General features: G+C 70.9%; 26 protein-coding genes and 1 pseudogene. 22 read left to right on the forward strand and 5 right to left on the reverse strand.

Translation table 11 applies throughout. The annotated features are described in order from the left end of the window. Nucleotides 1–22 precede the first annotated feature (22 nt). Nucleotides 23–547: a MarR family winged helix-turn-helix transcriptional regulator gene (locus ACLQ2O_RS33700; RefSeq protein ID WP_425839940.1), complete on the forward strand. Its 525-nt coding sequence runs from the start codon at nucleotides 23–25 to the stop codon at nucleotides 545–547. Between the two features lie 205 nt (nucleotides 548–752). Here ACLQ2O_RS33700 and ACLQ2O_RS33705 read toward each other — a convergent pair whose 3' ends face one another. Then, nucleotides 753–1,412, reverse strand: coding sequence for a response regulator (locus ACLQ2O_RS33705; RefSeq protein WP_425839943.1), 660 nt, complete (start codon nucleotides 1,410–1,412; stop codon nucleotides 753–755). Further along, the gene (locus ACLQ2O_RS33710) at nucleotides 1,409–2,674 is read right to left on the reverse strand and encodes a sensor histidine kinase (protein WP_425839946.1); all 1,266 of its coding nucleotides are present in this window, start codon (nucleotides 2,672–2,674) and stop codon (nucleotides 1,409–1,411) included. The genes ACLQ2O_RS33705 and ACLQ2O_RS33710 overlap by 4 nt, the downstream gene beginning before the upstream one ends. Before the next feature lie 480 nt (nucleotides 2,675–3,154). On the opposite strand from ACLQ2O_RS33710, the gene ACLQ2O_RS33715 reads away from it, so the two are divergent. The 13 genes from ACLQ2O_RS33715 to ACLQ2O_RS33775 all read left to right on the forward strand — a co-directional run bounded on the left by ACLQ2O_RS33715 (nucleotide 3,155) and on the right by ACLQ2O_RS33775 (nucleotide 14,335). Beyond that, nucleotides 3,155–4,177 (forward strand): ABC transporter substrate-binding protein, encoded by a 1,023-nt coding sequence (locus tag ACLQ2O_RS33715; RefSeq protein ID WP_425839949.1) that lies wholly within the window; start codon nucleotides 3,155–3,157, stop codon nucleotides 4,175–4,177. Between the two features lie 2 nt (nucleotides 4,178–4,179). After that, nucleotides 4,180–4,971, forward strand: a complete 792-nt coding sequence (locus ACLQ2O_RS33720) for an ABC transporter ATP-binding protein (protein ID WP_425839952.1) — start codon at nucleotides 4,180–4,182, stop codon at nucleotides 4,969–4,971. Continuing rightward, nucleotides 4,968–5,750: an ABC transporter permease gene (locus ACLQ2O_RS33725; protein WP_425839955.1), complete on the forward strand. Its 783-nt coding sequence runs from the start codon at nucleotides 4,968–4,970 to the stop codon at nucleotides 5,748–5,750. The genes ACLQ2O_RS33720 and ACLQ2O_RS33725 overlap by 4 nt, the downstream gene beginning before the upstream one ends. Beyond that, nucleotides 5,747–6,835, forward strand: coding sequence for an Ldh family oxidoreductase (locus ACLQ2O_RS33730; protein ID WP_425839958.1), 1,089 nt, complete (start codon nucleotides 5,747–5,749; stop codon nucleotides 6,833–6,835). Before ACLQ2O_RS33725 ends, ACLQ2O_RS33730 begins: the two co-directional genes overlap by 4 nt. Continuing rightward, the gene (locus ACLQ2O_RS33735; protein ID WP_425839961.1) at nucleotides 6,835–7,230 is read left to right on the forward strand and encodes a RidA family protein; all 396 of its coding nucleotides are present in this window, start codon (nucleotides 6,835–6,837) and stop codon (nucleotides 7,228–7,230) included. Before ACLQ2O_RS33730 ends, ACLQ2O_RS33735 begins: the two co-directional genes overlap by 1 nt. A gap of 51 nt (nucleotides 7,231–7,281) precedes the next feature. Beyond that, on the forward strand, nucleotides 7,282–8,133 hold the full coding sequence (locus tag ACLQ2O_RS33740) for a fumarylacetoacetate hydrolase family protein (RefSeq protein ID WP_425839964.1): 852 nt from the start codon (nucleotides 7,282–7,284) through the stop codon (nucleotides 8,131–8,133). After that, nucleotides 8,130–8,831 carry a GntR family transcriptional regulator gene (locus ACLQ2O_RS33745; RefSeq protein ID WP_425839967.1) on the forward strand — a complete coding sequence of 234 codons (702 nt, stop codon included), beginning with the start codon at nucleotides 8,130–8,132 and terminating at the stop codon, nucleotides 8,829–8,831. The genes ACLQ2O_RS33740 and ACLQ2O_RS33745 overlap by 4 nt, the downstream gene beginning before the upstream one ends. Then, nucleotides 8,828–9,556 carry an SDR family NAD(P)-dependent oxidoreductase gene (locus tag ACLQ2O_RS33750; protein ID WP_425839970.1) on the forward strand — a complete coding sequence of 243 codons (729 nt, stop codon included), beginning with the start codon at nucleotides 8,828–8,830 and terminating at the stop codon, nucleotides 9,554–9,556. Before ACLQ2O_RS33745 ends, ACLQ2O_RS33750 begins: the two co-directional genes overlap by 4 nt. A 3-nt stretch (nucleotides 9,557–9,559) precedes the next feature. Next, nucleotides 9,560–11,140, forward strand: a complete 1,581-nt coding sequence (locus ACLQ2O_RS33755) for an FAD-dependent monooxygenase (RefSeq protein WP_425839973.1) — start codon at nucleotides 9,560–9,562, stop codon at nucleotides 11,138–11,140. After that, nucleotides 11,137–11,526 (forward strand): cupin domain-containing protein, encoded by a 390-nt coding sequence (locus ACLQ2O_RS33760; protein WP_344170386.1) that lies wholly within the window; start codon nucleotides 11,137–11,139, stop codon nucleotides 11,524–11,526. The genes ACLQ2O_RS33755 and ACLQ2O_RS33760 overlap by 4 nt, the downstream gene beginning before the upstream one ends. Nucleotide 11,527: 1 nt before the next feature. Beyond that, nucleotides 11,528–12,424: an amidohydrolase family protein gene (locus ACLQ2O_RS33765; protein WP_425839977.1), complete on the forward strand. Its 897-nt coding sequence runs from the start codon at nucleotides 11,528–11,530 to the stop codon at nucleotides 12,422–12,424. A gap of 79 nt (nucleotides 12,425–12,503) precedes the next feature. Beyond that, nucleotides 12,504–13,469 carry an alcohol dehydrogenase catalytic domain-containing protein gene (locus tag ACLQ2O_RS33770; protein ID WP_425839980.1) on the forward strand — a complete coding sequence of 322 codons (966 nt, stop codon included), beginning with the start codon at nucleotides 12,504–12,506 and terminating at the stop codon, nucleotides 13,467–13,469. Nucleotides 13,470–13,642: 173 nt separating this feature from the next. Next, nucleotides 13,643–14,335, forward strand: coding sequence for a GntR family transcriptional regulator (locus ACLQ2O_RS33775; RefSeq protein WP_425839983.1), 693 nt, complete (start codon nucleotides 13,643–13,645; stop codon nucleotides 14,333–14,335). Nucleotides 14,336–14,345: 10 nt separating this feature from the next. Here the strand turns inward: ACLQ2O_RS33775 and ACLQ2O_RS33780 are convergent, their stop codons facing one another. Both ACLQ2O_RS33780 and ACLQ2O_RS33785 read right to left on the reverse strand, forming a co-directional pair. Next, on the reverse strand, nucleotides 14,346–14,810 hold the full coding sequence (locus ACLQ2O_RS33780) for a PPOX class F420-dependent oxidoreductase (RefSeq protein WP_425839986.1): 465 nt from the start codon (nucleotides 14,808–14,810) through the stop codon (nucleotides 14,346–14,348). Between the two features lie 5 nt (nucleotides 14,811–14,815). Further along, complete coding sequence (locus ACLQ2O_RS33785; RefSeq protein ID WP_425839989.1) at nucleotides 14,816–15,202, reverse strand: hypothetical protein; 387 nt, start codon at nucleotides 15,200–15,202, stop codon at nucleotides 14,816–14,818. Between the two features lie 129 nt (nucleotides 15,203–15,331). Here ACLQ2O_RS33785 and ACLQ2O_RS33790 point away from each other — a divergent pair, with 129 nt between their 5' ends. The 5 genes and pseudogenes from ACLQ2O_RS33790 (at nucleotide 15,332) to ACLQ2O_RS33810 (ending at nucleotide 22,946) form a co-directional block, all read left to right on the forward strand. Next, on the forward strand, nucleotides 15,332–16,261 hold the full coding sequence (locus ACLQ2O_RS33790) for a hypothetical protein (RefSeq protein ID WP_425839991.1): 930 nt from the start codon (nucleotides 15,332–15,334) through the stop codon (nucleotides 16,259–16,261). 176 nt (nucleotides 16,262–16,437) lie between these two features. Then, entirely contained in the window at nucleotides 16,438–18,309 is a 1,872-nt protein-coding gene (locus ACLQ2O_RS33795; protein WP_425839994.1) for a DNA polymerase Y family protein, read from the forward strand. Continuing rightward, nucleotides 18,302–18,751 carry a hypothetical protein gene (locus ACLQ2O_RS33800; RefSeq protein ID WP_425839997.1) on the forward strand — a complete coding sequence of 150 codons (450 nt, stop codon included), beginning with the start codon at nucleotides 18,302–18,304 and terminating at the stop codon, nucleotides 18,749–18,751. The genes ACLQ2O_RS33795 and ACLQ2O_RS33800 overlap by 8 nt, the downstream gene beginning before the upstream one ends. Beyond that, a pseudogene (locus tag ACLQ2O_RS33805) lies at nucleotides 18,738–21,350 on the forward strand (error-prone DNA polymerase); the annotation flags it as partial. The gene ACLQ2O_RS33800 and the pseudogene ACLQ2O_RS33805, both read left to right, overlap by 14 nt. Nucleotides 21,351–22,271: 921 nt before the next feature. Next, nucleotides 22,272–22,946 carry an OB-fold nucleic acid binding domain-containing protein gene (locus ACLQ2O_RS33810; RefSeq protein WP_425840173.1) on the forward strand — a complete coding sequence of 225 codons (675 nt, stop codon included), beginning with the start codon at nucleotides 22,272–22,274 and terminating at the stop codon, nucleotides 22,944–22,946. Nucleotides 22,947–23,126: 180 nt separating this feature from the next. Here the strand turns inward: ACLQ2O_RS33810 and ACLQ2O_RS33815 are convergent, their stop codons facing one another. After that, nucleotides 23,127–23,567, reverse strand: a complete 441-nt coding sequence (locus ACLQ2O_RS33815; RefSeq protein ID WP_425840000.1) for a hypothetical protein — start codon at nucleotides 23,565–23,567, stop codon at nucleotides 23,127–23,129. A gap of 141 nt (nucleotides 23,568–23,708) precedes the next feature. Between ACLQ2O_RS33815 and ACLQ2O_RS33820 the strand changes: the two genes are divergently transcribed. The 3 genes from ACLQ2O_RS33820 to ACLQ2O_RS33830 all read left to right on the forward strand — a co-directional run bounded on the left by ACLQ2O_RS33820 (nucleotide 23,709) and on the right by ACLQ2O_RS33830 (nucleotide 25,260). Further along, nucleotides 23,709–24,506, forward strand: a complete 798-nt coding sequence (locus tag ACLQ2O_RS33820) for a RibD family protein (protein WP_425840003.1) — start codon at nucleotides 23,709–23,711, stop codon at nucleotides 24,504–24,506. A 27-nt stretch (nucleotides 24,507–24,533) separates the two neighbouring features. After that, nucleotides 24,534–24,917, forward strand: coding sequence for a VOC family protein (locus ACLQ2O_RS33825; protein ID WP_425840006.1), 384 nt, complete (start codon nucleotides 24,534–24,536; stop codon nucleotides 24,915–24,917). Between the two features lie 172 nt (nucleotides 24,918–25,089). Then, on the forward strand, nucleotides 25,090–25,260 hold the full coding sequence (locus ACLQ2O_RS33830) for a hypothetical protein (protein WP_425840008.1): 171 nt from the start codon (nucleotides 25,090–25,092) through the stop codon (nucleotides 25,258–25,260). The last annotated feature ends 1 nt before the right edge of the window (nucleotide 25,261 follow it).

Raw genomic sequence — 25,261 nt, forward strand, 5'->3', positions numbered from 1 at the left:
GTACACGACGTACGATGGTTTCGTGACCAGTTCATCGCCCGAGGCGAGCACGACCCAGGGGGCCCGCGGCACGTCCGTCGAGGCCGACCTCGGGTGGGCGCTCGGCGTGGTGTTCCGCCGGTACGTGAAGCAGAGCGGGCTGGCGCTCGAGGGCGTCCCGGGTGGCCCGCGCGGTTACCAGGTGCTCGCGACGGCGAATGCCGAGGGTCCGAAGCGGCAGCTCGACCTGGCCGCGCAGCTGGAGATCGACCGCACGGTGATGACGTACCTGCTGGACGACCTCGAGAAGGCCGGCGTGGTGCAGCGGCAGCCGGACCCGGCCGATCGGCGCGCCCGGCTGATCGTCGCCACGCCGAAGGGCGTCGAGCTGCTCTGCGACCTGGAGCGCCGCCTGCGCGCGACCGAGGACGAGGTGATGGGCGGCCTGGACGACGGCGAGCGGCTGATCTTCCGCATGCTGCTCCAACGGGTGGCCCGCCAGGCCAACGCGGTCGACCCGGTCCACAACGCCTGCACGCTGGCCGAGGACGGCCTCGCCGACAGCTGAAGGAACGCCGGGCGCTGAAGGCACAGGCGGTCCGCGCCGCGGTCCTGCTTGTTGGTCGGTGTGCTCAGCTGGTGGCTGGCCGCCGTAGTTCCGCCGGGAGGCGTAGCTAGAACGTCCCGCCGCTGCCGGCGGCGACAGGGTCGAGGGGGCGGGTGTCTTCCGGCGCCGCCCGGTGCGCCTGCTTTCCCGCGGCCCCGGTGCTTGGTCAGTGCAGAGGGACGAAGCCTGACTCGTAGGCGAGGATGACGGCTTGGGTGCGGTCACGGGCGCCGACCTTGGCGAGCAGGTTGGCGACGTGGGTCTTGATGGTCTGCACGCCGAGCACGAGTTCGGTGGCGATCTCCGCGTTCGACAGGCCCTTGGCCATCAGGCGGAGGACCTCCTGCTCGCGATCCGTCAGGTCGAACCGGCCCAGGCCCTCCGGCTTGCGCTGCTGGTCGACGTGGGCCAGCGCCAGGCTCCGGATCGCCTCCGGGAACAGCAGCGACTCGCTGCCCGCGACCGTGCGGATCGCCGCGATGATGTCGTCCGGGGGAGTCCGCTTGAGCAGGAAGCCCGACGCGCCGGCCCGGAGCGCGTCGTACACGTAGTCGTCGTTCTCGAACGTGGTGACGACCAGGACCCGTGGCGCCGGGTCGAGCGCGTCGAGCAGGAGCCGGGTGGCCTGGATGCCGTCGAGGGCGGGCATCCGGACGTCCATCAGTACGACGTCCGCGCCCGTACGGCGTACCAGGGGCAGGACCTCGGACCCGTCGCCCGCCTCGCCGACCACGGTCAGGTCGGGCTCCGCGTCGATGATCGCGCGCAGCCCGCTGCGGATCAGCGGTTCGTCGTCCACCACGACCACCGAGATGTCCACACTCATCCTTTCGTCGTCACCGCCACCGGGAGGGTGACCGCGAGCCGCCAGCGGCCGCTGTCGAGGCCGGCCTCGACCGTCCCGCGCAGTACGGCGACCCTTTCACGGATCCCGGCCAGGCCCCGGCCCCCACGGGTGGACGCGACGTCCACGGCGGGGGAGGCGTCGACCGGGTTGGTCAGTTCGAGCAGCAGCCCGGAGGAGTCCAGGCTGATCGACAGGTCCACCTTGACCTCGCCGGCCGGGCGGCCCGCGTGCCGGATGGCGTTGGTGAGGCCCTCCTGGACGATCCGGTACGCCTCGCGGGAGACCGCGGCCGGGAGCGTCGCCAGGTCGCCCGAGCGGTGCACCTCGACGGTGATCCCGCCCGCGCGAGTCGCCTCGACGAGGCGGGCGACGTCGCCGAGTGTCGCTTGGGGCGCGGTCGCGGAGCCGGGGCGGCGGTCGTCGCGGAGCAGGCCGAGCACGTGGTCGAGGTCGGCCAGGGCGGCGCGGGCCGAGGTCTCCATCGCCGCGAGCGCGGTTTCGGCGAAGGCGGGATCAGTGGCCAGCACCCGGCGCGCGGCGGCCGCCTGGATGGTGACCAGGCTGAGCGCGTGGCCGACGCTGTCGTGCAGCTCGCGGGCCAGGCGGTTGCGCTCGGCAAGGGTTGCCGTACGGCGTTCGAGCAGCTCGATCCGCTCGGCGGGGGTCGGGCCGAGGACGCGGGGGGCGGTGTAGGCCAGCAGGGCGCCGATGAGGGCCGAGAGCACCATGAGTCCGGCGAGGCCGACGATGGTGGCCAGCGGCATCCAGAGGTCGGTCCAGCGGCCGGTGACGTGGTAGTCGATGCCCGGGATCAGCTCGTGGGCGCCGGGACTGCGGAAAGGGGCTGCGAGCAACACGGCGCCGAAGCCGACGACCGCCGTACTGAGGATGCCGACGAAGCCGCCGGTGATCAGGTGCAGGCAGAACCACAGCGTCGTACGGCGGCGTTGTGGCCAGTTGCGCGACGGGCCGAGCGGGCGCTCCTCGAAGCGGACGCCGAGCAGGGACTCGACCGCGATGCCTTCCACCTCGCGGACCGCGGGGAGGACGCCCAGCAGCACTGGTGGGGCGACCACGACGACGGCGACCACGATCACGGTCACCACTTGGGGCAGGGCCAGCTCTTTGACCAGCTCGACGAGGGCGCTGTCGACGAGCACGAACGCGAGCACGAGGGCGGCGCCCAGCAGCAGGTAGACCCACCGCAGGTAGGTCGAGCCTCGGAACAGGACGTTCGCCACACGACCATCCTGTCAGGGGAGCGGCCCGCAGCCCTCCCTCCGCCGGGTGAACGAGTTCCCCCGGGAGAGGGAAATAGAAGGTGAGCTTCAGGCTGGGGCAGGCGGCCGGACTCAGTTGGCTGTGGCTGAGGTCGGCGGCGGCCGGAAATACAGCTGGAGGGAGTGCTGAGAGGTTGCTGGAGCTGATGCATGACCTGGGTCACAGCCAGTAGCGGGTTTACGCAAATTTGTCGCGGAAGGCACACATTGGTTCCGGTCGGACGTCGCGATCTGCTGTCCGGGCGGGTACGGTCTGTGGTCGGGGCGGGATGCCCGTCCGGACGGACAGGCATGGGGAAACGGCTCCAGGACGGGCGGCACAAGGGTTCTGAGGGGACCCGCCACGGTGGACGTAAAGTCCCTGTGAAGAGTCCCCGGGGGCCGATTGACCGCTCTTCCATATTTGATGTTTGATCAAATATCGGAGAGGAGAAATCCAGCATGAGGTTCAGACGTTCGGCCGTCGCTGGGGTGGCGGTCCTCGCACTGGCTCTGGTGAGCGCGTGCAACGACAGCGAGACCGGTCAGAACGGGGAAGCATCGCTGGAGAAGGTCAGTTACCTGACCTCCTTCGGGACCTTCGGCCGTGAGGCCTACGCCTATGTCGCCCTCGAGAAGGGGTACTTCAAGGACGCCGGGTTCGACGTCACCATCACTCCGGGCAGCGGCACGGTCGACGTGCTCAAACTGGTCGCCGGCGGTCAGGCGGACTACGGTATCGGTGACTTCACCGCCACCGTGATCACGCTGGGGAACCAGAAGCTGCCCGTCACGACGGTCGGCATGATCCAGCAGAAGTCGATGGCCGCGATCGTCGCCCTGGAGGGCGGCAGCATCAACCGGCCGGAGGATCTGCCGAACAAGCAGATCGGCGACCAGCCGGGCTCCACCAACCAGGTGATGTTCCCGGTCTACGCCAAGGCGGCCAAGATCAACCCCGAGCTGACCAAGTTCGTCGCCAACCCGCCGCCCGCGCTGCCGCAGTTGCTGGCCAGCGGCAAGGTGGACGGCATCGGCCAGTTCGTGGTGGGTGTGCCGCTGGTCGAGAAGGCCGACCCGAAGAAGCGCAAGGCCGTCGTACTGCCGTACGGCAACCTGCTTCCGGACCTGTACGGCAACACGATCATCACCCGGGACGACCTGGCCAAGGATCACCCGGACCAGGTGAAGAAGTTCACCACCGCGTTGCTCAAGGGTCTGCAGGACGCGATCGACGACCCGGCCGGTGCGGCCAAGACACTGGCCAAGTACGTGCCGAACACCAACGTCGAGGTCGCCACCGCCGAGCTGCAGCTGATGAAGCCGTACGTGAAGCCGGACGACTTCAGCGGTGCGCTCGGTGAGGTCGACCCGAACCGGGTGCAGAAGGTCATCAACCTGCTCGAGGAGGCCGAAGCGGTCAAGCCGAAGGGTGCGATGAAGCCGGCCGACGTGGTCAACGACGCCCTGGCTCCGAAGGGCTGACCATGATCGAGCTGGACGGAGTGGGTCAGGTCTTCGAGGGACGCTCGGGCCAGGTCCAGGCGCTCGACGGCATCGACCTGCACGTCCGGCAGAACGAGTTCGTCACGCTGATCGGCCGGTCGGGGTGTGGCAAGTCCACGCTCCTCCGGCTGATCGCGGGGCTGCTCCCGCCGACGTACGGCGCGGTCACGGTGGCGGGCGAGCCCGTCGCCGGGCCGCGGCGGGACGTCTCGTTCATGTTCCAGCGGCCGGCCCTGCTGCCGTGGCGCTCGGTGCTGTCGAACGTGATGCTCCCGGTGGAGATCTCCGGTGACAACACCGGCCGCAAGGAGTACAAGAACCGTGCTCACGAGCTGCTCGAGCTGGTCGGCCTGTCCGGCTTCGAGAAGCGGCTGCCGCACGAGCTGTCCGGCGGCATGCAGCAGCGCGTGTCGCTGTGCCGGTCGCTGATCCGCCGGCCGCAGGTGATGCTGATGGACGAGCCGTTCTCGGCGCTCGACGCGCTGACCCGGACCGAGATGTCGGATGAGCTGCAGCGGATCCAGATGGAACTGGCCACCACGATCGTGTTCGTCACGCACTCGATCGAGGAGGCCGTGCTGCTGGCCGACCGGGTCGTCGTGCTGACGCCCCGCCCGGGCCGGCTGCGCGAGGTGGTCGAGATCGACATCCCGCGGCCGCGTAGCCTGGGCACCAACGCGCACCTGACCGAGGTGGCGCAGATCAGCGGCCGCCTGCACGGCCTGCTGGCCGAGAAGACGCACCCGGTGGACGCCCCCGAGGCGACGCGATGAGCGGTCGCTCCTCCTGGCTCACCACCTCCCGCACCAGCGCGATCCTGCTGCCGATCGTCGGTGTGGTCGTCACGATCGCGCTCTGGTGGCTGGTGATCGTTGCCTTCGACATCCAGCAGTTCCTGCTCCCCAGCCCGTACGACGTACTGCAGCGCTTCCTCGACCAGCCGGGCTACCTGCTCCAGCAGACCTGGATCTCGCTGATCGAGTCGCTGACCGGTTTCGGTCTGGCGATCGTGATCGGGATCCCGATCGCGCTGCTGATCGTCCGTTCGGCGATCCTGGAGCGCCTGGTCTACCCGCTGCTGCTGGCGGTGAACGCGATCCCGAAGATCGCGATCGCGCCGCTGCTGGTGATCTGGATGGGTTTCGGCCAGGTCCCCAAGATGGCGATGGCGCTGCTGGTCTGCTTCTTCCCGATCGTGATCTCGACCGCGCAGGGGATGAAGTCGACCCCGGCCGAGCTGGTCGAGCTGCTCCGGTCGCTGAACGCGAGCCGGACCCAGGAGTTCTTCAAGCTCCGGCTGACCTACGCGCTGCCGCAGATCTTCACCGGGCTCAAGGTGGCGATCTCGCTGGCCGTGATCGGCGCGGTGATCGGTGAGTTCGCGAACTCCACCGAGGGTCTGGGCTACGTGATCTGGAACTCCGGCTCGTCGGCCGACACCCCGCTGGCGTTCGCCGCGATCGGGCTGCTGTCGATCATGAGCATCATCTTGTTCTACGTCCTGGTCCTGCTGGAGCACCTGCTGCTGCCCTGGGCCGAGGAGACCCGGTGACGACCCAGGCGTCGGACGCCGACCGGCGGGTGCTGGTCCGGCCGGCCTGGCTGGAGGCGACCGTCTCCGCGGTGTTCACCGCGCTCGGCTTCGAGCCCGCCGACGCGGCCCAGATCGCGCACTCGCTGGTCGAGGCCGACCTGCGCGGGGTCAGCTCGCACGGCATCATGCTCGTCCCGATGTACGTCGAACGCCTGAACGCCGGGGGCGTCACCCGGGAACGCGAGCTGGACGTCCTGCACGACGCCGGCGCCGCGATCGTGGCGGACGCGCGCGGCGGGATGGGTCAGCTGTCCAGCCCGCAGGCGATGGGGCTCGCGGTCGAGCGGGCCGGCCGGTACGGCATCGGCCTGGTGTCGGTCCGCAACGCGCACCACTTCGGCGCGGCCAGCCGCTGGGCGGTCCAGGCCGCGGACGCGGGCTGTCTCGGGATCGCGATGTCGAACACGACGCCGCTGATGCCCGCGCCCGGCGGCGCCGAGCGGATCGTCGGCAACAACCCGCTGGCGATCGCCGTACCGACGCGGGCCGGCGCGGAGATCGTGCTGGACATGGCGCTGTCGGCAGTTGCCCTGGGCAAGATCCGGCTGGCGGCGTCGGCCGGGCGGTCGATCCCGGACTCCTGGGCGACCGATCCGTCCGGCCTACCGACGACGGACCCCGAGGCCGCCGTCCTGGGCATGCTGCTGCCGGCCGCGGGCCACAAGGGCTTCGGGCTGGCACTGATGATCGACGTCCTGACCGGCGTCCTGAGTGGTGGCGGCTGGGGGGATCAGGTTCGCCCGTTGTACCGCGAACCCGACCGGCCGAACGACTGCGCGCACCTGTTCCTCGCGATCGACCCGGAGCTGCTGGGTGGGATCGAGGGGTTCCGGCAGCGGTCGTCGGCGCTGGCGGAGCGGGTTCGCGGCAGCGCGACCGCTCCGGGCGTCGAGAGGTTGTACCTGCCGGGCGAGATCGAGGCGGATCGTGCCCGGCAGCAGCGGCGGACCGGGGTCCTGATCGAGCGGTCGGGGCTGGACGGTCTGCTGGCGGTGGCCCGCGCGGTGGGCGCCGTGGTTCCGACCGGAGGGGTGCAGAACTGATGCCGAAGACCCAACTGACCAGCGCCGCGCTGCGCAGCCCGAACGGGGTGTTCTCGCAGGCGACCACGATCGAGGCGACCGGACGACTGGTGTTCGTCTCCGGGATGACCGCCCGCCGGCCCGACGGCAGCATCGCCGGGGTGGGCGACGTGAGCGAGCAGACCCGTCAGGTCTGCGAGAACGTGCAGGCCGCGGTCCGCGAGGCCGGCGGCACGCTGGACGACGTCTGCCGGGTGGACGTGTACGTGCGCAACATGGAGGACTTCGCCAAGATCCACGAGGTCCGGGCGCGCTACTTCCACGCGCCGCTGCCCGCCTCGACGATGGTCGAGGTCAGCAAGCTGGCCCACCCCGACTACCTGATCGAGATCTCCGCGATCGCCGTGATCGCATGACGTCGAGGACAGGTGGTGATCGTATGCGTAGCGTCGAGTGGGTGTTCTGAGATGCGGTTCGTGACAGTGACGTACGCCGGTGCCGAGCGGCCCGGCGTACTGGACGACGACGAGGTAGTCCTGCTCCCGTACGACGACCTGGTGGCCGTGATCGAGGCCGGTGCCGACGCGGTGCTGACCGGTGAGCGGATCCCCTTCCGGGAGCAGGACCTGCGGGCACCGTTGCGGCGGTTCCGCCGGGACGTGCTCTGCACCGGCTGGAACTACTGGGACCACTTCGAGGAGAGCCGCGGCAAGCGCGAGGGCCAAGACGTCGACAGGCCCGAGCACCCGACGTTCTTCACCAAGGGCCCGGACGTGGTGGTCGGCCCGTACGACCCGATCGCCTACGACCCGGCCCTGTCGGCGAAGTGGGACTACGAGGCCGAGCTGGCGCTGGTGATCGGCCGGACCGGCCGCAGCATCAAGGTCGAGGACGCGCTCGACCACGTGTGGGGCTACACGCTGGCCAACGACGTGTCCCAGCGGGACCTGCAGCGGGCGCACGGTGGCCAGTGGCTCAAGGGCAAGAGCATCGACGCCACCATGCCGCTCGGCCCGTGGATCGTGACGCCGGACGAGCTGGGCGACCCGCAGGACGTGCGGCTGACCTGCCTGCTCAACGGTGAGGTCATGCAGGACGCCTCGACCAAGCAGATGGCCTACGACATCGCCACGCTGATCAGTGAGCTGTCCTTCGGGATGACACTGCGGCCGGGCGACCTCCTGCTCACCGGTACGCCGTCCGGCATCGGCAACGCGCGGGAGCCGCAGGTGTTCCTCAAGGAGGGCGACGAGGTCGTCACCCGTGCTGACAAGATCGGCGAGCTGCGCAACACGCTGGTCTACCAGGAGCTGTCGTGACCAGCCGGCTGGAGCTCCTGCCCGGTGGTGGGCGCGGCGGCCGCCGTACGCTCGCTGAGACCGCGGCGGCCGAGCTGCACCAGCTGATCCTGTCCGGTGAGCTGCCCAGCGGTACGCCGTTGCGCCTGGTCGAGCTGGCGAACCGGCTGGAGATGAGCCAGATGCCGGTCCGCGAGGGGCTGCGCCGGCTGGAGGCGCTCGGGCTGGTCGACATCATCCCGCACCGGGGTGCCTGGGTCCGGGAGCTGTCGCTGGAGGACCTGCACGACACCCATGAGACCAGACTGGCGCTGGAGAGTCTCGCCGTACGGGCTGCTGCGGAGCACTTCGCGGTGGCCGACGAGCAGAAGGCCATCGCCGCGCTGGAGGAGCACCTGCGGCTGTCCCGGGCCGACGACTCGATCGGTGCCCGGCAGGCGCACGCCGACTTCCACTTCGCCCTCTACCGGGCCGGCGGTTCGCAGTGGCTGGCCCGGGCGATCGAGCCGGTCTGGCAGAACAGCGAGCGGTACCGGTTCGGCAGCAGGCAGACGCCGTTCCAGATCGAGCAGAACCGGCAGGAGCACCAGGCCATCCTGGACGCGTGCGTCGCCCGCGACCCGGACGCCGCCGAGGGGGCCCTGCGCAACCACCTGGCCGGCGCGGTGCAGCGGATCACCGAGACGATGACCTCGAAGCAGAAGGGGACGTCGCCATGAAGATCAGCTTCGACGCGACCGGCGAGGTCGTGGTCGTCACAGGTGGTGCGCACGGCATCGGTGCCGCGCTGGCCTCGGCCGTCGTGGCCCACGGCGGTACGGCGGTGGTGCTGGACATCAGCCCGCCCACCGACCAGCGGGTCGAGTACGTCGAGGTCGACGTGTCCGACCGGGCCGCGGTGTTCGCGGCGATCGGTGGTGTGGTCGAGCGGCACGGCCGGATCGACGGCCTGGTCGCTGGCGCGGCCGTGCAGCCGCGGTCCGCCGTACTGGACACCGATCCGGCCGAGTGGACCCGGACGCTGCAGGTGAACCTGGACGGCGTGGTCTGGGTCTGCCAGGCCGTCGTACCGCACATGGTGGAGCGGTCGGCCGGCTCGGTCGTCGTGTTCACCTCCGGCCTGGCCACCACCGGCTTCCCGCACGCGGCGGCGTACTCGGCGAGCAAGGCGGCCCTCACCGCCTTCGCCCGGACCCTGGCCGCCGAGGTGGCCGAGCACCGGGTCCGGGTGAACATCGTCGCGCCCGGCGTGATCGACACCGACCAGTTCCGGGCCGCCAACGCCGGAGCCGACTTCGACCACTGGCGGGAGACCACCGGCATCGGTGACCCCGCCGACGTGGTCGGCCCGCTGCTGTTCCTGCTGTCCGACGCGGCCGCGATGACCGGGTCAGTGCTGACCCGGGAGCGCGCCTTCGCCCGGTTGACCGACCTCACGGAGTGACGAGTGACATCGACTGACCAGCAACTGCCCGTCGCCGTGGTCGGCGCCGGACCGATCGGCCTGACCACAGCACTCGGCCTGGCGCACTACGGCGTGCCGTACGTGCTGCTGGAGGAGGACGCGACGCTGTCGTCCGACACCAAGGCCGGTACGACGCTGAGCCGGACCCTGGAGATCTGGAACCGGTACGGCGCGGTGGAGGGCATCCTCGCCTCGGCGGTCCGGATCGACGAGATCGGTGACATCGACCGGGCCACCAACACCCCGCGGGCCTCGGTGCAGCTGGCCGAGCTGGTCAACGACACCCAGTTCCCGTTCGTGATCAACCTGCCGCAGCAGATCATGGAGCCGATCCTGGCCGAGGCGCTGCCGCAGCCCGTGCTCACCCAGCACCGGCTGACGTCGTTCGAGGTCCGCGACGACCGGGTGGTGCTGCAGCTGGAGACCCCGGACGGCCCGCGGGAGCTCGAGGCGTCGTACCTACTGGCCTGCGACGGCGGGCGGAGCAAGATCCGCGACGCGCTCGGAGTGAAGGTGGTGGGGGAGACCCTGCCCGAGCGGTACATGCTGATCGACGTGGCGGTGGACCTGGACGTCGACAACGCCCGCGACTACCCGTACCTGGCGTACTTCGCGGACAAGACCGAGTGGATGGTGCTGATCCGCCAGCCCGACAACTGGCGGTTCCTGTTCCCGCTGGCGGCGGGTGCGGAGGCGCCGGGCACCGAGGACCTGCTGGTGAAGGTGAAGCAGTTCATCGGCGAGGTGGACCGGATCGAGCTGCTCGGCACGGTCATCTACAACGTGCACCACCGGGTCGCCGAGCAGTGGACCAAGGACCGCAAGGTGTTCCTGATGGGTGACGCCGCCCACCTGATCACCCCGATGTGGGCACTCGGTCTGAACACTGGTGCCCTGGACGCGTCCAACCTGCCCTGGCGGCTGGCTTGGGTGCTGCGCGGCTGGGCCGACCCGTCGTTGCTGGACGGCTACGAGCAGGAGCAGCGGCCGGTGGCGATCGAGGGCTCCGGTGAGATGGCCGAGGCCGCCCGCAAGTACATGGCGCAGCAGCGGGGTGCGGTCACCGAGGACACAGGTGCCTGGGCGACGGCGTACAACCGCACGCTGCTCAGCGTCCGGCTCGACGTCGAGGGTGTGGGCGACTGGTCGATGGTGGCAACCAGTGCGGCGCCGCCGGCCGTGCGCGCGGGGGACCGGGCGCCGGACCTGGCGCTGCAGAGCCCTGCCGGCCGGACCACGATCCACGACCTGTGCCGGGACTCCTTCGTCGCGCTGTACTTCACCGACGTACGGCGGCGTCCGGAGATCCCGGCCAACGACTCACCGGCGCTGGCGCACTACGCCGTCTCGCGCTGGGACGCGCCGCACGACTCCGGCCTGCGGGACCGCTCGCTGTTCGACCCCGGCAGCATCACGACCAACCGGTACGGCGTACCGGCGAACAGCGTCGTACTGATCCGGCCCGACGGCCACATCGCCGCCGTGGCCCCGATGGCACCCGGCGTCGCCGAGGAGCTCTACACCCGGGTCACCGGACGGCCCGTCCCTCGGGAGGCGTCATGACGTTCGACGAGCCGCTGCGGGAGATCCTGCTGCAGACCGACGACCTGGACTGGGTGGAGAAGTCCCTGGACGGGCTGTCGCACAAGATGCTGTGGCGCGACCCGGAGACCGAGGCCTCGATCGCCCTGGTGCGGTTCGAGCAGGGGTCGGGGATCCCGTCGGAGCACAAGCACGCGTCGAACCAGTTCATGTTCTGCCTGTCCGGCCGGTACGTGTACCTGCCGACCGGGACGACGCTGACCAAGGGCAGCTTCTACTGGAACCCGAAGGGCGTCGTGCACGGCCCGACGCGGGCCGAGGAGACCTCTGTGCTGCTGGAGGTGTACGACGGCCCGCACTACCCGGAGCGGCCGTCCTTCTACGACAACGACGAGGACGCACGCTGACATGGCCGGCTGGGACGTCCACACGCACCTGATACCTCCCACTGTGCTGGCTGCTGCCCGCAGCGGCTCGTTCGGCTTGTCGATCGAGGGCAAGTCGCTGGTGATCGACGGTGAGCACCGGCTGCCGCTGGGCAAGCTCGCTGACCCGGCCGCGCTGCTGCAGTGGGTCAGCGAGCAGGACCTGGACGGTGCAGTCGTCTCGGTACCGCCTGCGCTGTTCCGATACGACCAGGGCGTGGAGTGGACCGCACTGCTCAACCAGGGGCTCCGCGAGCTGGCCGGACCGCAACTGCGGGTGCTGGCCCACGTCCCGCTCCTGCACGCCAGCGCCCCGGCCGTCGCTTCCGCGCTGGGGGAAGAGGGCGTGTTCGGCGGCTTCGCACTCGGTACGCCGGGGTTCGCCGGGCTGGACGCGGTCTGGAAGGTGCTGGACGAGCTGAACGCGTTCACACTGGTCCACCCGGGGCACAGCACGGACCGGCGGCTCGACGCGTTCTACCTGTCGAACCTGCTCGGAAACCCTTACGAGACAGGGCTCGCGGCCGCCGAGCTGGTCTTCACCGACGTACCGGCTCGGTTCCCGGGGATCAAGTTCTGCCTGTGCCACGGCGGGGGCGTGACGGCCGCGCTGGCCGGGCGCTGGCAGCGCGGGATCGACACCGACCGGCCGGGCATCGACGCGCCGTCGCTGTCGGTGGCCGAGGCGATGCAGCGGTTCGTGGCCGACGACCTGGTGCACGATCCCGCCGTACTGCCGCTGCTGGAGTCGACGTTCGGGGACGTGCTGGCCGGTAGCGACTGGCCGTTCCCGATGGGTAGCGACCGGGTGGATCCGCGCCGTGCGGCAGCGGCCGGCGAGCTCACCCGTCCGCTCGGTCAAGGGGGCCGGTCAGCGTGAGGCCGACTGTCCCTGAGCGGCAAGATGTGATCAGATATCAAATGCAGGTGGGGTTCACAGGCACGAGTGGGGTGGGTGGATGAGCGCGCGACAAGGCATCGTGCTGCGCTGCTACGGGCCTGGGGAGCAGCTGAAGGCCGAGGAGACCGAACTGGTCGCCGGGCCGGGGGAGACGCTGGTCGAGATGGACGTCGCCTCGGTGACGCAGCTCGATCGGACCGTGCTGGCGGGCAAGATCGCGCAGCAGATGCAGCCGCCGTTCGTCCCGGGGTCCGAGGGCGCCGGTGTGGTGGTCGACTCGGCCGTGTACCCGTCCGGGACGCGCGTGGTGATCCGCGGCGGTGGTGTCGGGGTGGCCCGGCCGGGCACGTGGGGCTCGATGGCCGTGGTGCCGGACTCGTCAGTGCACGCGCTGCCGATCGGACTCGACACGGCCGAGGCGCTGGCCCTGCTGGCTCCTGCGCTGACGGCGCACACCGCCGTACGGCGGGTGGCTGGTGTCGTGCACGGTGAGACCGTCGTGATCACCGGTGCGACCGGTCTGGTCGGTCGGCTGTGCGCCGCTGTCGCCCGGGCTGCCGGAGCCGGCAAGGTGATCGGTCTGGTCCGGTCGAACGAGTCCGTCGAGCTGCTGAGCCGGCTGGTCGACCAGGTGCACCGCGTGGACGAGCTCGGCCAGGTTGGCCGGGAGCTGCCCTGGTGCAACGCGGTCATCGACACGGTGGGTGGCCCGGTGACCAGTGGGGTGATGAGCCACATCACCCCGGGCGGCCGGATCGCCATCCTGGGCTACACGGCCGGGGAGTTCGCCACGGTCGACCTGCACCAGCTGATCGGGCGGGACCTGCGGGTGCTCCCGGTCAACATGCAGCGGACGACGATCGAGGCCGGAACGGTCGCCCAGGTGCTGGCCGACATCGCGCCCGCCCCGATCACTCCGGAGCTGGACATGGTCCCGGCGGCCCGTGTGGGCGACGCACTCGACCGCCTGGTGGGCGGTACGGCGGAGCGGCGAGTACTGCTCGACCTGACTCGGCTGCGCTGAGTAGTGGACGGGCGGCGGCTCCGGTGTCAGGCTGGACCGCTGGCCGTCCGGCCGGTGCGGTGCGTGGGGGCGCGGTGGGCAATCCGTCGTAGGAATCCCCGTGGAGCCTGTGGCACCGCTACGGTTACCTCCGAGATGTGTGTGTAGTGGACGAGAGAGGCAGCCCACACCCAATGACCCGACGACTCGAGCTCACGCCCGGGGGGCCCAGCGGCCGGCGTACTCTCGCCGAGGAGGCTGCTGCCGAGCTGCACGAGCTCATCCTGTCCGGCGAGCTGCCGAGCGGCACCGCGCTGCGGCTGGAGGAGCTGGCCAAGCGGCTGGACATGAGCCAGATGCCGATCCGGGAAGGACTGCGCCGGATGCAGGCGCTCGGCCTGGTCGAGATCGTGCCGCACAAGGGCGCCTGGGTCCGCGAGCTGTCGATGGAGGACCTGCGCGACACCCACGAGACCCGGCTGGCGCTGGAGACCCTGGCGGTCCGGGCCGCGGCGACCCGGTTCGCCGAGTCCGACGGCGTAATCGCCAAGGCCGCACTGGCCGAGCACGTGCGGCTGTCCAAGGTGGGCGACATCATCGCCTCCCGGCAGGCGCACACCGAGTTCCACTTCGCGATCTACCGGGCCGGCGGCTCCCGCTGGCTGCCGCGCGCGATCGAGCCGGTCTGGCAGAACAGCGAGCGCTACCGGTTCGGTTCGCGGCAGACCAAGGCGCGGATCGAGCAGACCCGCCGGGAGCACCAGGCGATCCTGGACGCCTGCCTGGCGCACGACGAGCAGGGCGCCGGCGAGGCGCTGCGCGAGCACCTGGAGGGTGCTTTCCGGCGGATCAGCGAGACGATGGCGCGGCGGTACACCAAGGAGTGAGCCGCTGGGGTCAGTCAGCCAGGCGGGCCGGGAAGCCGCCGGTGGCGATCGGGGACCAGCGGGTCGGGGTGATCCGGATCAGGCACTTGCCCTGCTTGCGCATCGCCTCGCGGTACTCGTCCCAGTCCGGGTGCTCGCCGGAGATCGCGCGGTAGTAGTCGACCAGCGGCTCGACGGCGTCCGGCAGCTCGATGACCTCACCGGTGCCGTCCACCTGGACCCAGGCGCCGTTCCAGTCGTCGGAGATCACCATGACGCTGGTCTGCGGGTTGCGCTGCACGTTGGTGCTCTTGACGCGCTCGGGGTAGGAGGAGATGACGATCCGGCCCTCGGCGTCGACACCGCCCGACACCGGCGAGGCCTGCGGCGTCCCGTCCTGGCGGGTGGTGATCAGCAGCATGTGGTGACGCGGGCGGACGAACTCCAGCAGCCCGTCGAGGTCGACCTTGGTGTTGGTGGCAATGGTTCGTGGCATGCCACTCACCCTAGCCCGGCCGCTGTCTCGTGCACGCTCAGCCAGCGTACGCCGTACCGGGCGGACTCGTCAGGGGTGAGTACGGCGGTGACGCGACGCGGTGCGCCGACCGAGTGGCGCTCCAGGAAGCGGCAGACGACCACCTGGTCGGTCCGGATCACCAGCTCGTACTGCTCGATGCCGATCGTCAGTCCGGGTACTGCGTTGCGCGCACCGGCCAGTGCGGTGGTCAGTGCCGGTAGGTCGAGTCGTACGCCGTCGGTGGTGACCAGACTGAAGTCCGGGCGGTGCATCTGCCGGAAGGTGTCGAGCAGACCGTCCTCCGCCTCGGTCCCCAGCCAGCGGGCGAGGTCCTGGTGGTGCTGGACGACCTCGTCCTCGATCTGCCTCATCGTGTTCTCGAAGAGCGGTGGTGGACTCGGAGCATGCTGGGGAGTTTAGGCTTTTCGATGAGGCGCGTCGGCACCGGCGTGTGGACAGCCCGATTGACATGAGTCGAACAGGTGTTCGAACATGGGGGTGTGACGGGGACAGCTGCAGCCGACGAGGCACCGCCGATTCCGGCCGAGGACACGACGGTCCAGGCCGGGCGGATCACCGCGCTCGACCAGGCTCGCCAGTTGCTCGCCCGGGCTCAGGCGCAGAAGGCCGCTCGGACTGCTGAGAAGGAGGCTTCGGCCCTCGCGCGACCGGCGACGGTTGCGGAGGCAGCTGGTCTGACGGCGCTCCCCACGCTCGACACCGCGCGTTCCCGGACGGTGGCTGCTCCTCGGACCACGGAGACGCGGGTCCAGCAGGCGCTCGACACGGCCAGTACGGAGCGGTCGCTGCCGACCCTGCCGGCGGTTTCCGAGCTGCTGTCCGGCGCCTTGCGCGGCGGCGCGGTGTACTCCGTGCGCGGCTCCAGCGCTTTGGTGATGGCGATGATGGCCGGGCCGTCCGCCGAGGGGGCCTGGTGCGGGGTGGTCGGGATGCCGTCGTTCGGTGCGGAGGCGGCGCGAGGGCTCGGGGTCGATCTCGAGCGGCTGGTGCTCGTTCCCGATCCTCAGCACGACTGGCTGAGCGTGGTTGCCGCGCTGGTCGACGCGCTGACCGTGGTGGTGGTGCGTCCGCCGGGCGAGGTCACTTCGGGCGAGGCCTCTCGGCTGTCGGCCCGGCTGCGGACTCGGGGCGCGATGCTGATCGCGGTCGGGTCCTGGCCTGGGAGTGAGGCCCGGCTGGAGGTCCAGGCCAACGCGTGGAGCGGATTGGGTGCCGGCGAAGGGCATCTCACCGCCCGTCAGGCGACCGTCGCGGTCACCGGCCGCGGTGCCGCCGTACGGCCTCAGCGGCATCAGCTGTGGTTGCCGGCGCTCGACGGGACGATTCGTCCGGTGGAGGAGAGCGCGGCTGACAAGAGCCGGCCGGTGGGCGACCGGACTGCTGGGTGGTTGCAGGAGGCAGTCGGCTGATGGCGGGTTCTCAGCAGCCGGTGCGGGGTGGGCAGGCCGCGAGTGGTGAGCAGAGTCCGGGCGGCCGCCTCGGCGACGGGCAGATTCCGAGCGGTGGCCGTGTCGATCGGCAGCTTCCGGGCGGTCGGCGGACCCGGGGTGGCGGCTCGACTCGGGGTGGTGGCTCGACTCGGCAGGTGGGGGTGCGGACGATGGTGGTGTGGGTGCCGGACTGGCCGGTGCTCGCGGCGGCTTCGGTGGAAGGCGTCTCACCGGACGCTCCGCTGGCCGTCCTGCTGAAGGGACGCGTGCTGGCCAGCTCAGCCACGGCCCGCGCCGAGGGAGTGCGCCGTGGGCTGCGGGCCCGGGACGCCCAGTCCCGTTGCCCGGAGCTGCTCGTGCTCAAGTACGACCCGGTCATCGACGCGCGGGCGTTCGATCCGGTGATCGCCTGCCTGGAGGCGTTGACGCCAGGCATCCAGGTGATCCGCCCAGGCATGTGCGCGCTGAAGGCCCGCGGCCCGAGCCGGTTCTACGGCAGCGAGCCGGCCGCCGCGGAGAAGCTGCTCGACCGGCTGGAGACGTACGACGTACCGGGTGGCCGGGTCGGAATCGCCGACGGCCCGTTCGCCGCGGAGCAGGCCGCGCGAGCCGCGTCGGCGCAGACCCGGGTGCAGGTCATCCCGTCCGGCGGGTCGGCTGAGTTCCTGGCGCCGCTCACGGTCGACACGCTGGAGCGACCGGAGCTCACCGACCTGCTGCGACGGCTCGGCCTGCGCTCGCTCGGCGCCTTCGCGCGACTCCCGGCGACCGAGGTGCTGACCCGGTTCGGGCCGGACGGCGCGTTCGCCCACCGGCTGGCCCGCGACGACGACCGCGCGGTAGTGGCCCGGCAGGTCCCGCCCGAGCTGACCCGGACCCTCGACTTCGAACCATCGGTGGACCGGGTCGACCAGGTCGCGTTCGCGGTCCGGGCGGTCGCGGACGAACTGATCGACCGGCTGACCGCGCTCGGTCTGGTCTGCACCACCCTCCGCGTCGAGGTCGGGACGGAGTCCGGCCGGGTGCACGAGCGGGAGTGGTTGCACCCCCGCTGGTTCGCTCCTGGTGACGTGGTCGACCGAGTCCGCTGGCAGCTCCAGGGCAGCGGTACGGCGACCAGCGAACTGACCTCCCCGGTGGTGCGGCTCCGCCTGATCCCCGAACGGGTCGACCCGGTCGGCGCCCACGTCGACACGCTGTGGGGCAGCGGCCCCGACGAACGCATCCACCGCGCGCTGTCCCGAGTCCAGAGCATGCTCGGCCACGGCGCCGTGGTCATCCCGGTCATCAGCGGCGGCCGCGGCTACGCCGACCGCCAAACCCTCATCCCCTGGGGCGATCCACCCACCCCCACCAGATCCCCCGAAAGCCCCTGGCCCGGCTCCCTCCCTGGCCCTGCGGAGCTCTCCACCACCGCGCCGGTGTCGGCTGAGCCCACGCCCGCTGTCGCGCCCGTCGCGGCCGCGGCGCCCGTGCCGATCGCGTCCGCGCCCGTCGCGTCCGCGCCCACGCTCGCTGTTCCCAAGCCCCGCTTGGCCTCCACCGTTGCTGTTCTCCACTCATCTCCAACTCCGACCCCCACGCCCCCTCCCGTACCCGACATGCCTGCAGCTGCCCCCAGGCGCAAGCCCTCCGACCTGGCCACCCATCGCCCTCTACCCACCACAACCCCACTCCCTCTGCCATCCACCTCCGGCTGGCCGGTGCCAGTGCCGACGCTGGTCTACCCCTCACCACGCCCCGCCGAAGTCCTGTCGGCCGACGGACGCCAAGTCACGGTCAGCGCCCGCGGCGCCCTCTCCGGCGCCCCCTCGGCCTTCCGCCTGCTCCCCGCCCCACAAGTTGCCGACAGCAACAAGCTGCACCCGATCACCGCCTGGGCCGGCCCCTGGCCCGTGGAGGAACGCTGGTGGGACTCCGACGCCGAGAACCGCCTCGCCCGCTTCCAACTGGTCACCGCCGACGGCCGCGCCTGGCTGGCCGCCGTGCAAAACACCCACTGGTGGATCGAGGCCAGCTATGACTGACCCCACCACCGGCACCGTTGCACCCGCCGCTGCCTCCGTCACGGGCCTCACCACTGCACCCGCCGACGGCCCCACCACGGACCGGCACCAGGTCGAAGGGCACCTGCTCTGCGCCCGGCGCCACCTCCTGGCCGCCCACCGGCAGCGCCACCGCCTCACCGCCCACCGCCACCTGCGCTACGCCCGCCGCCACCTCCTGGCGGCACACCCCGGCGCCCTGCAGTACGCCGACCTCCACGTCCCAGCCACTCCCGGTCCGACCCGAGCAACCAGACGCCACCTCACGCCGTACCGGATCTCCTGCCCTGCAAGGCATTCCCTGCCCGGCGCCCGGCACCTCCGCCTGCCCTGTCACCGCAGCCTGTCCGCTTGCCGGCGCCTCCAGCGAGCCCACCGCCAGCTCCGCCAGCTGCAGAGGGGAGCCACCCGTGGGCTGGAATAACCCGGCGGTCCCCTGGTCGGAGCTGGAGCGCAAGCTGTCCGGCCGGTCGCGCCCGCCCGAGCCCGTCGACGAGCTGCTGGAGGCCGACGGCGGCGACGGCCCGGCCTGGTCACGCCACCGCCCGCCGTACGACCCGGATCCCGCGCTGCGCCCACGCCGTCCCGATGGACCGGTCGTGCCGTACGCCGAGCTGCACTGTCACTCTTACTACAGCTTCCTCGACGGCGCCTCCGCCCCGGAGCAGCTGGTCGAGGAGTCCGTCCGCCTCGGCCTGCACGCGCTCGCGCTGACCGATCACGACGGGTTCTACGGCGTGGTCCGGATGGCCGAGGCCGCGGAGGAGTACACCGACCTCCGCACGGTGTTCGGCGCCGAACTGTCGCTCGACCTGACCAAACCGCAGAACGGCGCGGCCGACCCCGAAGGCAGCCACCTGCTGGTCCTGGCCGAACGCCAGGAGGGGTACCACCGGCTCGCCGGAGCGATCACCGAGGCCCAGCTCGCCGGCCAGGAGAAGGGCCGCCCGGTCTACGACCTGGAGGAGCTCGCCGACCACGGCAAGGACGACTGGCTGATCCTGACCGGCTGCCGCAAAGGCCTGGTACGGCGTGCGCTCGAGCTCGGCGGCCAGGCGTACGGCCCGGCGGCCGCGGCCCGCGAGCTCGACCGGCTGACCGCGCTGTTCGGCAAGGACCGGGTCGTCGTCGAGCTGATCGACCACGGCCTGCCGACCGACAGCAGCCGCAACGCCGTACTGGCTCGCCTCGCCGCCGAGCAAGGCCTCCCGGTCGTTGCCACGAACAACGTTCACTACGCCCAGCCGCGCGGCCACCGGCTGGCCGCCGCGGTCGCCGCGGTCCGGGCCCGCCGGTCGCTGGACGCGATGGACGGCTGGCTGCCTCCGGCCGGGACGGCGCACCTGCGGTCGGGGGAGGAGATGCTGGCCAGGTTCCACCGGTACGACGGCGCCGTCGCGCGCTCGGTCGAGCTGGCCGACCAGCTCGCGTTCAGCCTGCGCGCCGCCAAGCCGAACCTGCCGCTCCAGGAGGTCCCGCCGGGCTACGACGCGATGGGCTGGCTGTGGAAGCTGTGCCGCGACGGCGTGAAGAAACGGTACGCCGACAAGCCGAAGCTGCGGCCCGAGGCGGAGGCCCGGGTCGAGCGGGAGCTGCAGGTGATCCAGGACCTGGAGTTCCCCGGCTACTTCCTGATCGTGCGCGACATCGTGATGTACGCCAAGCGCCAGGGCATCCTCTACCAGGGCCGTGGCTCGGCGGCGAACTCCGTGGTCTGCTACGCGCTCGAGATCACCGCGATCGACCCGGTGAAGTTCAACCTGCCGTTCGAGCGGTTCCTGTCCGCGGCCCGCGACGAGGAACCCGACATCGACGTGGACTTCGACTCCGACCGGCGCGAGGAGGTGATCCAGTACGTCTACCGCAAGTACGGCCGGCGCAACGCGGCCCAGGTCGCGAACGTGATCACCTACCGCCCGAAGCTCGCCGTCCGCGACATGGCCAAGGCGCTCGGCTTCAGCACCGGGCAGCAGGACGCCTGGTCGAAACAGGTCGACGCGTGGGGCGCGGTCCGCAGCAGCGTCGACCACGACATCCCCGAGCCGGTGGTGAAGCTGGCCGAGGACCTGCTGAAGTTCCCGCGGCACCTGGGGATCCACTCCGGCGGCATGGTGCTGACCGACATCCCGGTCGGCCACGTCGTACCGGTCGAGCATGCCCGCAAGGAGAACCGGACCGTCCTGCAGTGGGACAAGGACGACTGCGCGTGGATGGGGCTGGTCAAGTTCGACCTGCTCGGGCTCGGCATGCTCGCCGCCCTGCAGTACTGCATGGATCTGGTCCGCAAGCACCTCGGCGAGGACTGGACGCTGGACAGCATCCCGAAGGAGGAACGCGGCGTCTACGACCAGCTCGGCCACGCGGACTCGGTCGGGGTGTTCCAGGTGGAGAGCAGAGCGCAGATGAGCACGCTGCCGCGGTTGCGGCCGCGCAGCTTCTACGACCTGGCGATCGAGGTGGCGCTGATCCGGCCCGGCCCGATCCAGGGCGGTGCGGTGCACCCGTTCATCCGCCGCAAGCTGCGGGAGGAGCCGATCACCTACCTGCACCCGAAGCTGGAGCCGGTGCTCGAACGCACGCTCGGGGTGCCGCTGTTCCAGGAGCAGCTGATGCAGATCGCGATGACGGTCGGCGGCTGCAGCGGCGAGGACGCCGACCTGCTCCGCCGCGCGATGGGTTCCAAACGCGGCGTCGAGAAGATCTCGTCACTCCGCGCCAAGCTGTACGAGGGCATGGCCGAGCACGACATCACCGGCGACCTGGCCGACCAGATCTACGAAAAGATCGAAGCCTTCGCCAACTTCGGCTTCGCCGAGTCCCACTCGATCAGCTTCGCCCTCCTCGTCTACGCCAGCACCTGGCTCCGCCTGCACTACCCCGCTGCCTTCCTGGCCGCCCTCCTCCGCGCCCAGCCCATGGGCTTCTACTCCCCCCAATCCCTGACCGCCGACGCCCGCCGCCACGGAGTCCAGGTCAACCGCCCCGACCTCCACCTCTCCCACATCCACCCAACCCTCGAACCAGCCGAGACCACCGCCCCCCACCCCACGAAGCCCGGCCTTGCTGGAGCCCATCTCACTGCCCCCCGGCCCGCTGAGCCCGAGACCTCCGGGCCCCACCCCACAGACCCCCCACCCGCCGAGCCCGGCAACCCGCTCGAGCCAACCCCATCAACTGCCGCCGCCACCCCCTCAGCCGCCACTCCCGCGCTCCCTGCGCTCACCGCCCCCGCAGAGCCCCCGCTCACTTCCTCCGCGCCCGCGCTCTCCGCCACCTCCGCGCCCGCGCCCGAGCCCGCCACGCTCGCCGCCGAGTCCGCGCCCGCCTCCTCCGCGTCGGCACTCTCCTTCGTCGCGGAGCTCTCAGCGCCTGAGCTCACCGGCCCCGCGCCCGCGCTCGACGGCGAGGCCACGTTCAACGGGTCCGCACGCGACGCCGGGTCTGCACTTGGGTCCGTCGCCTCTGCGCCCGACCCCGCCGCGCCCGCGTTCAACGGCGAGGCCGTGCTCAGCGGGTCCACGCGCGACGCCGGGTCTGCACCTGAGCCCGCCGCGTCCACGTTCGTACCCGCCGCCTCCGCGCCCACTGGCGCCGCGCCCCTGCCCGACGGCGAGGCCGCGTTCGCCGGGTCCGCGCGCGACGCCGGGTCTGCACTTGCGCCCGTCGCGTCTACGTTCGTGTCCGCCGTCTCCGTGCCCTCTGGTGCGGTGTCGTCAGGCGGCGTGTTGTCCGTGCCGTGGGTGGGGGAGGGCTCGGCTCCTGGCACGGTGGCTGGTGGGTCTTCGGTTGCTGCTGGGGCTGTGAAGGTGGTTGCTGCGACGGGAAACGCAGGGTGTTTGGAGCAGGAGCAGCCGGAGGTGGGGGAGTTCGATCCGAAGGTGCGCTTCGACTCCGACGCGCATCGGCGGGACGGGCGGCTGACGGTGCGGCTCGGGCTGGCGGGGGTGAAGTCGATCGGCGAGGGCACCGCGACGGTCATCGTCGAGGAGCGCGAGAAGAACGGCCGGTACGCCGACATGGCCGATCTGGTACGCCGTACCGGCCTGACCGCAGTCCAGTTGGAAGCGCTGGCGACGGCGGGGGCGTTCGACGGGTTCGGTCTCTCCCGGAGGCAGGCGCTCTGGGATGCAGGGCGGGCCGCGGAGGAACGCCCCGGCCACCTGTCCGGCGTGAGCAGCGCCGGCCCACCGCCGACGCTCCCCGGGATGAGCGAGATGGAGACCACCATGGCCGACCTCTGGGCCACCGGGATCTCACCCGACGATCACCCGATCCGTCATGTCCGCGCCGCCCTCGACACCCGCGGAATCCTCCGCGCCGACCAGCTCTCCACCGCCCCCGACGGCACCCGCGTCCTGGTCGGCGGCGTGGTCACCCACCGCCAACGCCCCGCCACCGCCTCCGGCGTCACCTTCCTCAACCTCGAGGACGAGACCGGCATGATCAACATCATCTGCTCCGGCGGCGTCTGGAACCGCTACCGCCGCATCGCCCGAGAATCCAGCGCCCTCATCATCCGGGGCCGCCTCGAACGCTCCCAAGGAGTCACCAACCTGGTCGCCGACAAACTGGAACGCCTCCCCTTGGCCGCCCGAACCACCTCCCGGGACTTCCGTTAGCCCGACAGCAGGTGAGCTGCTCTGACGGAGCAGCCGCGGGGAGGGGCTCAGTCTGGTGCTGACTGCTGACTGCTGACTGCTGACTGCTGACGTCCGGCTCAAGGCGGGCGTAGCGATCCGTGGAGGTGAGGCGGCGTACGTCGTACTGGTGGTTGGTGGCTCAGGGATCCGGGGTGGGGATCAGCCGAGGGCTGCGAAGAAGATCATCAGCGCGCTGGCGGCGAGGATCGCGGTGATGAGGACCAGCAGGAAGCCGAGGCCTTTGCGTTTGACCTTGGTGTGGCCGATGCTGCCGGCGGAGGCGAACTGGTGGTACGGGGACGCGTAGAACACCGGGACCGCCTGGTTCGGGTGGACCGTGAAGTCGAGTGCGGCCCTGCCGAAGGAGCGCATCCACTGGGAGTGGATGTCGACGTGCAGCGGGCCGGCGAAGACGGGGATGTCGTTTCGGCCGTGCTTCACCCGGACCGGGTAGCCGTTCAGGTGCACCGTCGGCGGGACCATGGTGCTGGTCATCACGCTGCCCTGGATGGTGAGGTGCAGCATGCCCATCGGCGCCTGCGGCTGGTACTGGTGCGGCTGGAACTGCGGAGGCGGCGGCTGCTGCTGCGGGTAGCTCATGGCGCCTAACGATAGAGCGCTGAGGGAGCCCGGTCAGATCATGAGTCCGAGGGTCTGAAACGACGAGCTGGCGCTGGGGCGTGGTGGGTGTCGGCGGGGGCTGCTTGAGTGGGGGCATCGACGAATGGGGATGAGGCGCGGATGGGGAACATCGTGGGGCGCCCTCGGGTGGTGGTTTCGGTGACGGCGTCGGTGGACGGGCGGGTGGCTCTGCGGCGGGGGGAGCCGTTGATGGGGGAGGCCGCTTCGCAGGTGTGGCAGGGGATGTTGCCGGGGAGTGCGGCGGGGCTGGAGGACGTGCGGACCGCCGAGTTGGCTGAGCGGTGGGGGCCGCAGGCGGTGCTGGAGGGGAGCGGCTCGTTCGTTGCGGACTCGGCGGAGGCTGTGGCCGGGCATCCGGAGGAGTACGACGAATCGATCGACGAGCTGCGCAGCAACTTCCTGCCGGTCGAGATCGTGGGCCGGGCCTCGCGCGAGAAGTGGTTCACGGTGGTGGACAGCCGGGGGCGGATCGCCTGGGACATCAAGAGCCAGGGCGAGTACGACGTACTGGTGCTCGTCTCGCGGACGACGCCGCCGGCCCATCTCGCCTACCTACGGCGGGAGCGGATCGCCTACCTCGTCGCCGGTGAGGACAAGGTCGATCTCGCGGCCGCGTTGCGGACCATGTACGAGGTGCTCGGGGTGACCTGCGTGGTGTCGACGGCGGGCGGTGGGCTCAACGGGGAGTTGCTCCGGGCCGATCTGGTCGACGAGATCCACCTGGTGATCAGTCCGGCGATCATCGGCGGGCTCGGGACACCGACCGCGTTCGACGGGCCTGAGCTGCCGCTCGACCAGCTGCCGACCCGCCTCCGGTTGTTGTCCACGCAGACCGAGACCGACGGGATGATCTGGCTCGGGTACGAGGTGGTGCGCGAGGAAACCGAAGGCGCGTGAGGGCGAAGCCGCCTACGATCGGGTCGCATGCACAAGAGCCGGGTTTCGACGCTGCTGATCGACGTACCGCAGGCGGAAGCGCCGCGGGCCAAGGACTTCTGGTCCGCCGCGCTGGGGGTGCGGACGGGCAGTCCGCCGGGGGAGCCGCAGTACATCAGCCTGTACGACGCGGTGCCGGGTCTGGTCACCGCGATCCAGGCGCTCGAAGAGGGTGAGTCGCGCTACCACCTGGACATCGAGACCGACGACGTCGACGCCGAGACGGCGCGGTTGATCGCGCTCGGCGCGGTCGAGGTGTCGAGCTGGCAGGGCTGCAACACCTTGCGCGTCCCGGGTGGGCAGCTGGTGTGCGTCATCCCGGTCCACTCCGACCCCGAGGAGTTCGCCGCCGCGGCGACCCCCTGGCCGTAAGCACCGCCACTGACTACGGTCGAACCGCAGCCTGGGGGCTCGAGGTGGGGGTAGTGATGAGAGCCGTCGTCCAGGACCGGTACGGCGCGCCGCAGACCGTGCTCGCCCACAAGCCCGCCGCCCTCACCTTGGATCAGGCGGCCGCGTCCCGCTCGCCGCGAACACGGCGCTGATGGCCCTGCGAGACCTGGAAGCCGGTCAGCACCTGCTCGTGAACGGCGCGTCCGGCGGTGTCGGCACCCTCGTCATCTCCGGCGGCGGCGTCTCGCGCGGCGGCAGCCTGATCGGCTTGCACCTGACCAACCCGAGAAACACCACCCTGCGCAGCGCTCCGCCCGCATAGA

Origin of the sequence: Kribbella sp. DT2 (assembly GCF_049844575.1) — a bacterium.
Taxonomy (GTDB): domain Bacteria; phylum Actinomycetota; class Actinomycetes; order Propionibacteriales; family Kribbellaceae; genus Kribbella.

Excerpts from the sequence above, each read along its gene's own strand:
- ACLQ2O_RS33705 (WP_425839943.1), bottom strand. The coding sequence starts at position 1,412 with ATGAGTGTGGACATCTCGGTGGTCGTGGTGGACGACGAACCGCTGATC.
- ACLQ2O_RS33715 (WP_425839949.1), top strand. The coding sequence starts at position 3,155 with ATGAGGTTCAGACGTTCGGCCGTCGCTGGGGTGGCGGTCCTCGCACTG.
- ACLQ2O_RS33720 (WP_425839952.1), top strand. The coding sequence starts at position 4,180 with ATGATCGAGCTGGACGGAGTGGGTCAGGTCTTCGAGGGACGCTCGGGC.
- ACLQ2O_RS33725 (WP_425839955.1), top strand. The coding sequence starts at position 4,968 with ATGAGCGGTCGCTCCTCCTGGCTCACCACCTCCCGCACCAGCGCGATC.
- ACLQ2O_RS33735 (WP_425839961.1), top strand. The coding sequence starts at position 6,835 with ATGCCGAAGACCCAACTGACCAGCGCCGCGCTGCGCAGCCCGAACGGG.
- ACLQ2O_RS33740 (WP_425839964.1), top strand. The coding sequence starts at position 7,282 with ATGCGGTTCGTGACAGTGACGTACGCCGGTGCCGAGCGGCCCGGCGTA.
- ACLQ2O_RS33750 (WP_425839970.1), top strand. The coding sequence starts at position 8,828 with ATGAAGATCAGCTTCGACGCGACCGGCGAGGTCGTGGTCGTCACAGGT.
- ACLQ2O_RS33760 (WP_344170386.1), top strand. The coding sequence starts at position 11,137 with ATGACGTTCGACGAGCCGCTGCGGGAGATCCTGCTGCAGACCGACGAC.
- ACLQ2O_RS33765 (WP_425839977.1), top strand. The coding sequence starts at position 11,528 with ATGGCCGGCTGGGACGTCCACACGCACCTGATACCTCCCACTGTGCTG.
- ACLQ2O_RS33770 (WP_425839980.1), top strand. The coding sequence starts at position 12,504 with ATGAGCGCGCGACAAGGCATCGTGCTGCGCTGCTACGGGCCTGGGGAG.
- ACLQ2O_RS33775 (WP_425839983.1), top strand. The coding sequence starts at position 13,643 with ATGACCCGACGACTCGAGCTCACGCCCGGGGGGCCCAGCGGCCGGCGT.
- ACLQ2O_RS33780 (WP_425839986.1), bottom strand. The coding sequence starts at position 14,810 with ATGCCACGAACCATTGCCACCAACACCAAGGTCGACCTCGACGGGCTG.
- ACLQ2O_RS33785 (WP_425839989.1), bottom strand. The coding sequence starts at position 15,202 with ATGAGGCAGATCGAGGACGAGGTCGTCCAGCACCACCAGGACCTCGCC.
- ACLQ2O_RS33800 (WP_425839997.1), top strand. The coding sequence starts at position 18,302 with ATGACTGACCCCACCACCGGCACCGTTGCACCCGCCGCTGCCTCCGTC.
- ACLQ2O_RS33815 (WP_425840000.1), bottom strand. The coding sequence starts at position 23,567 with ATGAGCTACCCGCAGCAGCAGCCGCCGCCTCCGCAGTTCCAGCCGCAC.
- ACLQ2O_RS33820 (WP_425840003.1), top strand. The coding sequence starts at position 23,709 with ATGGGGAACATCGTGGGGCGCCCTCGGGTGGTGGTTTCGGTGACGGCG.
- ACLQ2O_RS33825 (WP_425840006.1), top strand. The coding sequence starts at position 24,534 with ATGCACAAGAGCCGGGTTTCGACGCTGCTGATCGACGTACCGCAGGCG.
- ACLQ2O_RS33830 (WP_425840008.1), top strand. The coding sequence starts at position 25,090 with ATGGCCCTGCGAGACCTGGAAGCCGGTCAGCACCTGCTCGTGAACGGC.